9 protein-coding genes and 1 pseudogene are annotated in these 8,797 nt (G+C 68.7%); 8 read left to right on the top strand and 2 right to left on the bottom strand.

The window, feature by feature from the left end; genetic code table 11:
- The 5 genes and pseudogenes from KHO18_RS27420 to KHO18_RS27440 form a co-directional block, all read left to right on the top strand.
- Positions 1-362, top strand: a pseudogene (locus KHO18_RS27420) (hypothetical protein); the annotation flags it as partial.
- Between the two features lie 78 nt (positions 363-440).
- Positions 441-1,892 carry an acetate kinase gene (locus KHO18_RS27425; protein WP_211944249.1) on the top strand — a complete coding sequence of 484 codons (1,452 nt, stop codon included), beginning with the start codon at positions 441-443 and terminating at the stop codon, positions 1,890-1,892.
- A 180-nt stretch (positions 1,893-2,072) separates the two neighbouring features.
- Positions 2,073-2,585, top strand: coding sequence for a DUF1269 domain-containing protein (locus KHO18_RS27430; protein ID WP_144201139.1), 513 nt, complete (start codon positions 2,073-2,075; stop codon positions 2,583-2,585).
- 299 nt (positions 2,586-2,884) lie between these two features.
- Complete coding sequence (locus KHO18_RS27435) at positions 2,885-4,033, top strand: ABC transporter substrate-binding protein (RefSeq protein ID WP_211944250.1); 1,149 nt, start codon at positions 2,885-2,887, stop codon at positions 4,031-4,033.
- A 68-nt stretch (positions 4,034-4,101) separates the two neighbouring features.
- The gene (locus KHO18_RS27440) at positions 4,102-4,887 is read left to right on the top strand and encodes an SDR family oxidoreductase (RefSeq protein WP_211944251.1); all 786 of its coding nucleotides are present in this window, start codon (positions 4,102-4,104) and stop codon (positions 4,885-4,887) included.
- Here the strand turns inward: KHO18_RS27440 and KHO18_RS27445 are convergent.
- Positions 4,869-5,759 carry a LysR family transcriptional regulator gene (locus KHO18_RS27445; RefSeq protein ID WP_092294283.1) on the bottom strand — a complete coding sequence of 297 codons (891 nt, stop codon included), beginning with the start codon at positions 5,757-5,759 and terminating at the stop codon, positions 4,869-4,871. The genes KHO18_RS27440 and KHO18_RS27445 overlap by 19 nt on opposite strands.
- 113 nt (positions 5,760-5,872) lie before the next feature.
- Here KHO18_RS27445 and KHO18_RS27450 point away from each other — a divergent pair, with 113 nt between their 5' ends.
- From KHO18_RS27450 to KHO18_RS27460, 3 genes are read left to right on the top strand one after another with little or no spacing between them, the layout of a single operon-like run.
- Complete coding sequence (locus tag KHO18_RS27450) at positions 5,873-7,234, top strand: acyclic terpene utilization AtuA family protein (protein ID WP_211944252.1); 1,362 nt, start codon at positions 5,873-5,875, stop codon at positions 7,232-7,234.
- A 12-nt stretch (positions 7,235-7,246) separates the two neighbouring features.
- Positions 7,247-7,597 carry an AtuA-related protein gene (locus tag KHO18_RS27455; protein WP_144201147.1) on the top strand — a complete coding sequence of 117 codons (351 nt, stop codon included), beginning with the start codon at positions 7,247-7,249 and terminating at the stop codon, positions 7,595-7,597.
- A 59-nt stretch (positions 7,598-7,656) separates the two neighbouring features.
- Positions 7,657-8,634 (top strand): Bug family tripartite tricarboxylate transporter substrate binding protein, encoded by a 978-nt coding sequence (locus tag KHO18_RS27460; protein ID WP_144201149.1) that lies wholly within the window; start codon positions 7,657-7,659, stop codon positions 8,632-8,634.
- 86 nt (positions 8,635-8,720) lie between these two features.
- Here KHO18_RS27460 and KHO18_RS27465 read toward each other — a convergent pair.
- Positions 8,721-8,797, bottom strand: a 77-nt coding sequence (locus KHO18_RS27465) for an IS3 family transposase (protein ID WP_211944253.1), incomplete at its 5' end; no start/stop codon positions are given.

Below are 8,797 nucleotides of genomic sequence, written 5' to 3' on the forward strand. Positions count from 1 at the left end.
CGGCGGCCAGCGCCCAGGGGGCGGCAGGCACGGCCCAGGCGGCGGCCAACGCAGCCGCGCAGGGCGCCAATGCCACGGCACAGGGCGCGGCGGGCATGGCTTCGCAGGCCGTGGCCACGGCCACCGGCACGGTGGTCACCAACGGCATGACGAACATCGTGCAGAACGGTGCGGGCAATATGGCCAACGTTGGTGCGATGGCGAACATGCCGGGCACCGTGATCCAGAATACGCTTAACAACCAGAGCATTCAGAGCCTGATGACAATCAACGCCAGCGTGAACACGCTGGCGGCGTTCCGCACGCAGATGGCAAATACTGCGCTGAACAGTGTCATCCAAAGGACAGCCAGCATGAGGTAAGTCGCGAATACGCGGACAAGCGGTACAGGTTGCGGGCTCCTGCGAGACAGCCCGCCGTCCCCGGGGGAGGAAGACGTCATGAAGAAGCGTTCGCTGCAGGGCATCCGTTTTGCCGGCTGCTCGACGATGCTGTTGCTGGGCGGCATGAGCCACGCCCAGACACCGCCGGATGCGGGGCCACCGGCCGCCGCCCGGCTGGAGACGCTGCAGAAGGAACTGACCGAACAGTCCCGGCAGCTCGAAGCGATGAAGCGCGCGCTGGCGGAGCAGGAAGCCACCATCCGCGAGCTGCGCAACACCATCAGCCCGGACGCCCTCGCGCGCAAGCGCGGCGGCCAGCGTACCGGCGCCGATGTGTCCACCAATTCGGCCGCGGCCGCCGCCGGCAGCAGCGCCACCCAGATCAACAACACGGTGCAGCAGGGCATGCAGCAGCAGGCCCAGCAGCCGCCTGCGGGGCCGGGCGACCCGCAGAACCAGGTCCCGCCAAACAACGTGGCGCAGGGCGCCCAGCAGGGCGAGTCCCTCGCCGGCGCCGAGGAGCCGGTGGGCCGCGCGCCGGTGTCGGACGGCCGTCCGCCCGAGATCGCCCCGATCTTCGACCAGCCTGGCGTGCTGACGGCCCAAGGCAGCCTGGTGGTGGAGCCGAGCTTCCAGTACGGCTATTCGTCGAACAACCGCGTGGCGCTGGTCGGCTACACGGTGATCCCGGCCGTGCTGATCGGCCTGATCGATGTGCGCGAGGTGAAGACCACCACCTACCTCAGCGCCGTGGCGTTCCGCTACGGCCTGACCAAGCGGCTCGAGATCGAAGCCAAGATCCCTTACGTCAGCTCGAAGTCGCAGACCGTGAGCCGGGAAGTCTTCACCGGCAGCGCGTTCGACAACGTGTTCAACTCCAGCGGCAGCGGCCTGGGCGACGTGGAGGCGACGCTGCGCTACCAGCTCAACTACGGCAACGAGAAGATGCCGTACTTCATCGGCTGGCTGCGCTACAAGTCGAACACCGGGCGGGATCCGTTCGAAGTGGTGACCGATTGCGTGACGCGCTGCGTCAGCAATACCACCGGCACCGGCCTGCCGCTGGGCATGCCGACGGGCACCGGCTTCCAGGCGATCCAGCCGGGCGTGACCTGGCTGCTGCCGACCGATCCGGCGGTGTTCTTCGGCACCTTCAGCTACCTGCACAACTTCGCGCGGGACAACGTCAGCCGCACCGTGCTGAACGGCGAGACCGAGTCGCTCGGCAAGATCGCCCCGGGCGATATCTTCCAGTTCAACTTCGGCATGGGCCTCTCGCTGAACGAGCATGCGTCGTTCAGTATCGGCTATGACCAGAGCATCATCTGGCCGACCAAGCAGAACGGGCAGACCATTCCGGGCTCGGTGCGCATCACGCAGGGCACGCTGCTGGTGGGCTACTCGTACCGCTTCAACCAACGCTACACGCTGAACCTGTCGGTGGGCGCCGGCCTGACCCGCGACACCCCCGACCTGACTGTCACGCTGCGCCTGCCGATCACATTCTGACGCAGGCAAATACCGTGAGTGACGCGCGGCGCGCATGCGCGATGTTTCAAGCGCGCGTCACCACGGAGCGTGCCGCAGCGCGCCTTGCACTCGATCCGCGAACGGAGTAGAACGGACCTATCCCGTCCCGCCGACGGATACCCAAGCCGGGGCGGCCTGAGCCTGAAGAGGAGACAAGCCATGCGCAAACGCATCTTCTGGTTGTTGCCCGACCTGCCAAGCGCCCGCCGCACCATGGACGACTTGCTGCTGGCCCGCATCGAGAACCGCCACATCCATTTCGTGGCGCGCGATGGTTCCGACATGACCGGATTGCACGAGGCGAACCTGTTCCAGACCTCCGACATCGTCCACGCCGCCGAGATGGGGCTGATGGTGGGCGGTGGCGTGGGGATCGTGGCCGGCGTGGTGGTGGCGATGTTCCCCATCGTCAGCGACACGCCGCAGTGGGGCCTGGTCGGCGTGCTGGCCGTGCTGGGCGCCGTGTTCGGGGCCTGGGCCTCGAGCATGATCGGCAGCTCGGCCCCCAACAGCCGGCTGCGTGCCTTCGAGAAGGACATCGAGGCGGGCAAGCTCCTGCTGATGGTGGACGTGCCGCGTGGCCGCATCGAGGAAATCGAGATGCTGCTCCAGCGCGCCCATCCGGAAGCCCGCTTCGCCGGGATGGACCCCGCAGTGCCGGCGTTCCCCTGAGCGCACCAGGGCCCCTTCGCTGCATTGCAATGCTTAGCCTGCGCGCCGCCGTGGCGCGCCACGGCGCACGGCTTGTCGTGCGCCATGCTGCGGCCACACCCGCGCCGGCACCCGGAGCATTCCCGGCAAACGGTGTGCTGCCGCAGCAACACCCCTCCCGACCCTCCCCGCCTGAATGTTTGAACATTTACCCCCGTTGAGGTAAGTTGCGGGCATCGCGCGGCCGTCCTCACGGGATGCGCCGCGTGCCGCAGCGGCAAAAAATTACTAGTCAGCCAGCAGCTTTTGGAGGGGTCACAATGAACGCAAGGAGCTTTGCGTGCGGCATGCTTGCCGCCACGCTGGGGTTGGTCGCGCCCGTGGCGGTGCACACCGCGCACGCGGAACCGGGGATCAGCAAGGGCACCATCCGCATCGGCCAGTCGGCCGGCGTGACCGGCCCGGTGGCCGGCTCGGTCAAGGAGCAGATCGCCGGGGCGCAGGTCTACCTGAAGACCATCAACGCCAACGGCGGCGTGGCCGGGCGCCGCATCGAGCTGGTGACCTACGACGATGGCTTCGACGCCAAGCGCACCCCTGACAACGTACGCAAGCTGATTGCCGAGGACAAGGTCTTCGCGCTGTTCATGGTGCGCGGCACGCCGCAGAACGAAAGCATCCTGCCGATCATCGGCGCGGAAAAGGTGCCCCTGGTGGCCCCGCTGACCGGCGCCATCACGCTGCACCGCCCCGTCAACCGCTACGTGTTCAACGTGCGCGCCAAGTACCAGGACGAGGTGGCCCGCGCCATCAACCACCTTGCCACGTCCGGCATGAGCCGGATCGCCATCTTCTACGCCAACGACGGCTTCGGGCAGGATGTGTTCGAAGGCTTCACCACCGCGCTCCAGGCGCGCGGCGTGCAGCCGGCGGCGTCGGCCTCGTTCAACCGGCCGATGGGCGATATCGGCCAGGGCGTGGCCAACGTCCACAAGGCCAATCCGCAGGCCGTGATGGTGATCGGCTCGGGCTCGGAAGCCGCGCGCATCATCAAGGAGCTGAAGCGCGCCGGCAGCGAGTCGCAGTTCGTCACGCTCTCCAACAATGCCGCCGACTCCTTCATCAAGGAACTGGGCGATGACGGGCGCGGGCTGATCATCACGCAGGTGGTGCCGGGCATGAACTCCAGCCAGATGAGCATCGCCAGCGAGTACCGCAGCATGGCCAAGGCCCAGAACGTGGAGCCGAGCAACGCGGGCATGGAAGGCTTCATGTCGGCCAAGGTGCTCGTGGAAGGGCTGCGCCGCGCCGGGACGGAGCCCACGCGCGAGAAGCTGGTGACCGCGCTGGAAGGGCTGCGTGACTACGACCTCGGCGGCATCCTGATCAGCTACAGCCCCACGCGCCACACCGGCTCGTCGTTCGTGGAGATGTCGATCGTCTCGTCCACGGGCAAGCTGATTCGCTGACGTATCAGGGAACCCCGGCGCCAGGCCGGGGTGTTTTTCGGGCTGCTGCGCTGCGGTATAGTCGCCGCATGCCGATTTCCTCCGCAGTCTCTCCGTCCCCATTTTCGCTCGATGGCCGCGTCGCGCTGGTCACCGGCGGCGCGCAGGGCCTTGGCCGCGCGATTGCCGCCGGCCTCGCCGCCGCCGGCGCCCACGTGCTGGTCTGCGCCCGCAGCGCCGACCGCGTGGCGGACACCGTGGCGCAGTTGCAGGCCAGCGGCGGCAGCGCCGAGGCCCTGCCGCTCGACATCACCGACGAAGCAGCCGTCGCCGCCGCCTTCGCGGCCTTCGCTACCCGGCCGGGCCGGCTCGACATCCTGGTCAACAACGCCGGCACCCGCAACCGCGCCTCGATGGCCGACCTCGACGCCGGCGACCTGCGCGCCATGCTCGAGACCAACCTCGTCGCCCCCTACACGCTGTGCCGCCACGCCGCGCAACTGATGCAGCGCGGGCAGTACGGGCGCATCGTCAATGTCTCGTCGATCGCCGGACAGGTGGCGCGCGCCAACGACGTGCTCTACCCGGCCACCAAGGGCGGGCTGGACGCCCTCACGCGCGCCATGGCGGCGGATCTGGGCCGCCACGGCATCACCGTCAACGCCATCGCGCCCGGCTATTTCGCCACCGAGCCGAACCAGTCGATGGTGGCCGACGGCACGGTCGCCGAATGGCTGCGCAACCGGACCTCGCTGGGCCGCTGGGGCCAGCCGGACGAAGTGGCCGGCGCGGCGGTCTTCCTCGCCTCACCGGCCGCGTCGTACGTCAGCGGGCAGGTGCTGGCCGTCGATGGCGGCTACCTCGGCCACTTCTGACGCAGGCAGTCGATCATCGCCGCCGCGGCGGCTGAATCGCCCCGCTCCTTGAGCCGCACCAGGCAGATGTCGCGCACCAGCGACGGCATCTGTAACGGCCGCACCGCCAGTCCCTCCCTCCGGAACTGGAACAGCGCCAGCGCCGGTACCACCGACACCCCCAGCCCCGCCTCCACCAGCGCCGCCACGGTGGCCAGGTGCTCCACCTCCATCACGCCATTGACGCGCAGCGGGTGCAGCGCCGCATCCAGATGCTGGCGCACGCTGCTCGTGCGTGACAGCTGGATGAACGGCAGCCCGGCCAGCGCCTGCGGCGCGATGCGCCGCTTGGCCGCGAGCGGATGGTCGGCGGGGCAGACCAGATGGAAGTTGTCGTGCACCAGCGGCTCGATGCGCAGGTCGGCATCCTGGGCCGGCGCCGGGGCCAGCGCGAAATCCGCCTGGCCGCGCCGCACGAGGTCGATGCAGCCATCGGCCAGCTGGTCGTGCAGTTCCAGCGAGATGCCCGGGTAGCGGCGATGGAAGTCGGCGAGCAGCGGCGGGAGGTCGCCGCCCGCCAGCGAGGGCAGCGCGGCGATGGCCACGCGGCCCTTGCGGCGCTCGGCGTGGTCGCGCAGGTCCTCGAACGCCGTCTCGAAATCGGCCAGCAGCCGGCGCGCCACTTCCTCGAAGCGGCGGCCGTCCGCGCTCAACTCCACATGGCGCGTGGTGCGCTCGAACAGCCGGCTGCCGGCCTGCTCCTCCAGCGTCTGCACCAGCGTGCTGAAGGCGGACTGGGAGAGGTGGCACGCCTGCGCCGCGCGCGTGAAATTGCGGTGCGTGGCCAGCGCCACGAAGGCGCGCAGGTGCTTGACCGACAGGTTCGGGATCATGGCGGGCTGGATTTATCCACAGAACCGATAGATTAATCCAAATGATCTGTTTGATGGTGGGACTGGCGGGGCCTAGAATCGGATCGCCTTCTCCCCTCTTTCCGCGATCGCCCATGACTGCTCCCCTGCTGATCGGCTCCGGCGCCGGCTTCTCCGGCGACCGCACCGATGCCGCCCTGCCCGTGGTGCGCACGCTGATTGCCGCCGGTGGCCCGGCGGCGCTGATTTTCGAGACGCTGGCCGAACGCACGCTGGCGCTGGCGCAACTGGCGCGGCGCAGCGATCCCGAGCACGGCTACGAGCCGCTGCTCGACCAGCTCCTGACGCCCGTACTCGGCCTGTGCCTGGCCAACGGCATCCCCATCGTCGGCAACTTTGGCGCGGCCAACCCGCGCGCGGCGGCGCGGCGCATCGGCACGCTGGCGGCGCAGCTTGGGCTCGAAGCGCCCCGCGTGGCCGTGGTGGAGGGGGACGACCTCTCGCACGACGCCGGCCGCGCCGTGCTGCGCGGCATCGTGGGCCCGTCCTTCCCGGAAGCGCGCTTTGTCTGCGCCAACGCCTATATCGGCGCGCGCGGCATTGCCGATGCCCTGCGCGACGGCGCGCAGGTCGTGGTCTGCGGCCGCGTGGCCGACCCCGCCCTGGCCGTGGGGCCGGCCATGGCGCACTTCGGCTGGGCCTGGGACGACTGGGACCGCCTGGCCGCCGCCACCATGGCCGGCCACCTGCTCGAATGCGGCGCCCAGGTCAGCGGCGGCTACTTTGCCGATCCGGGCATGAAGGACGTGCCGGACGTGCACGCGGTAGGCTTTCCCATCGCCCAGCTCGACGCCGACGGCGGCATCGAGATCTTCAAGGCGGCCAACACTGGCGGCTGCGTGGACCTCCGCACGGTGAAGGAGCAACTGCTGTACGAAGTCCACGATCCGAGCGCCTACCTGACGCCGGACGTGGTGGCCGACATCGGCGCCGTGACCGTGTCCCAGATCGGCCCGGACCGCGTGGCGGTGCGCAACATCCACGGCCACCCCCGGCCCGAGCAGCTCAAGGCCAACCTGTTCTATCAGGGCGGATGGTTCGCCGAAGGCGAGATTTCCTACGCGGGGCCCAACGCGGCGGCGCGCGCCCGGCTGGCGGCCGACATCCTGCGCAAGCGGATGCAGGGCCTCGGCCACGATGTGCCGATTCGCTTCGACCTGATTGGCGTGCTGAGCGTGTTTGCCGACGATGGCGGCGCCATGCTGGCGGCGCCCCAGCCGGGCGAGGCCGCCGCGCAGGACGTGCGCCTGCGCGCCGCGCTTGCCCACGAGGACAAGGCGGTGGCCCAGACGCTGCTGCGCGAGGTCAACGCGCTCTACACCTGCGGCCCGGCCGGCGGCGGCGGCGTGCGCACCGCGCTGCGGGCGCGGCTCAATGCGATGTCGTGCCTGGTGCCGCGCGATGCGGTGTCGCCCACCCACGTCCTCGTTGCCTGACCGGAGACCGCCATGACTGCCACCGCTACCGCCCCGCTCTACCAGTTTGCCCACGGCCGCACCGGCGACAAGGGCGACCGCTCCAACATCAGCGTCATCGCCTACGACGCGCGTGACTTCGATCACCTCGTGACCCATGTGACCGAAGACGCCGTGCGGGCCCTGTTCGCCCACCGCCAGCCCACGGCGGTGATGCGCTACGTCGTGCCGTCCATCCAGGCGATGAATTTCGTCATCGATGGCGTGCTCGACGGCGGCGTCAACGACGCCCTGAATCTCGACACGCACGGCAAGGCGCTCGCGTTCCTGCTGCTGGGCCTGCCGATTCCCGTGCCGCCGCGCCTTTGCGTTGGCACTTCCTGATCGATTTTTCGCTTCCTTCCTGATCCAGCGACCTCTTACAACAAATCGAGGAGACAACGATGTACGGATTCCGCAGCCCGCTCACCCCGCTTACCCTGGTCGCGCTTGCCTGCCTGGCCCTGCCGGCCGGCAGCGCCTGGGCCGACTACCCCGACAAGCCGATCCGCTTCGTCGTGCCGTTCGCGGCCGGCAGCGCCACGGACCAGCTCGCCCGCGCCGTAGGCCAGGCCATTACCGTGGACAGCAAGGTCACCGTGGTGGTGGACAACAAGCCCGGCGCCAACGGCTTCATCGCCGCCAGTGACGTGGCCAAGGCCAGCCCGGACGGCTACACGGTGCTGATCACCACCAACACCACCCACGCCGCCAACGAGCACCTGTTCAAGAAGCTGCCCTACGACCCCGTGAAGGACTACGTGCCCGTGACGGCGCTGGGCCGGGGCGGCCAGATCATGGTGGTGAACCCGCAGGTGCCGGCCAAGACCGTGGGCGAGTTCATCGCGCTGGCCAAGAAGGAGCCGGGCAAGCTGAGTTTCGGCAGCGGCAGTTCGTCGTCGCGCATCGCGGGGGAGCTGTTCCAGCAGATGGCGAACGTGCAGCTGCTGCACGTGCCGTACAAGAGCAATCCGCTGGCGATTACGGACCTGCTCGGCAACCAGATTCAGATGATGATCACGGACACCGCCACCGGCCTGCCGCAGGTGAAGTCGGGCAAGCTGCGCGCGCTGGGCGTGTCGGGCAAGGCGCGCTCGCCGCTGGCGCCGGACGTGCCGACCATCGACGAGGCGGGGGTGAAGGGCTACGAGATGAGCTACTGGTTCGCGGCCTACGCACCGGCCGGCACGCCGCCGGCGGTGGTGACCAAGCTCAACCAGCTGCTGGTGAAGGCGGCGAAGAGCGACACTGCGTCCACGTTCTATCAGTCAACCGGCACCGAGGTATTCACGAGCACGCCGGCCGAACTGGCCAAGTTCCAGGGCCAGGAATCGGCCAAATGGGGCCGGATCATCAAGTCGGCGAACATCCAGCCGGAGTAATCGGCTCACGCAGAAACGGGTACGCCCGATGTTAAAAAAGACGCCCGCCATCGTGAACTGACCCCCAGAAGTTGGACGGTTGATGGCTAGGCCGGAAAGGGCTGAGTCCTGTATTGCACGGGACTCAGCCCTTTTAGTTTGAGCTTGATGCGGTCATGATTGT

Origin of the sequence: Cupriavidus campinensis (assembly GCF_905397395.1) — a bacterium.
GTDB lineage: Bacteria > Pseudomonadota > Gammaproteobacteria > Burkholderiales > Burkholderiaceae > Cupriavidus > Cupriavidus campinensis.

Excerpts from the sequence above, each read along its gene's own strand:
- KHO18_RS27425 (WP_211944249.1), top strand. The coding sequence starts at position 441 with ATGAAGAAGCGTTCGCTGCAGGGCATCCGTTTTGCCGGCTGCTCGACG.
- KHO18_RS27430 (WP_144201139.1), top strand. The coding sequence starts at position 2,073 with ATGCGCAAACGCATCTTCTGGTTGTTGCCCGACCTGCCAAGCGCCCGC.
- KHO18_RS27435 (WP_211944250.1), top strand. The coding sequence starts at position 2,885 with ATGAACGCAAGGAGCTTTGCGTGCGGCATGCTTGCCGCCACGCTGGGG.
- KHO18_RS27440 (WP_211944251.1), top strand. The coding sequence starts at position 4,102 with ATGCCGATTTCCTCCGCAGTCTCTCCGTCCCCATTTTCGCTCGATGGC.
- KHO18_RS27445 (WP_092294283.1), bottom strand. The coding sequence starts at position 5,759 with ATGATCCCGAACCTGTCGGTCAAGCACCTGCGCGCCTTCGTGGCGCTG.
- KHO18_RS27450 (WP_211944252.1), top strand. The coding sequence starts at position 5,873 with ATGACTGCTCCCCTGCTGATCGGCTCCGGCGCCGGCTTCTCCGGCGAC.
- KHO18_RS27455 (WP_144201147.1), top strand. The coding sequence starts at position 7,247 with ATGACTGCCACCGCTACCGCCCCGCTCTACCAGTTTGCCCACGGCCGC.
- KHO18_RS27460 (WP_144201149.1), top strand. The coding sequence starts at position 7,657 with ATGTACGGATTCCGCAGCCCGCTCACCCCGCTTACCCTGGTCGCGCTT.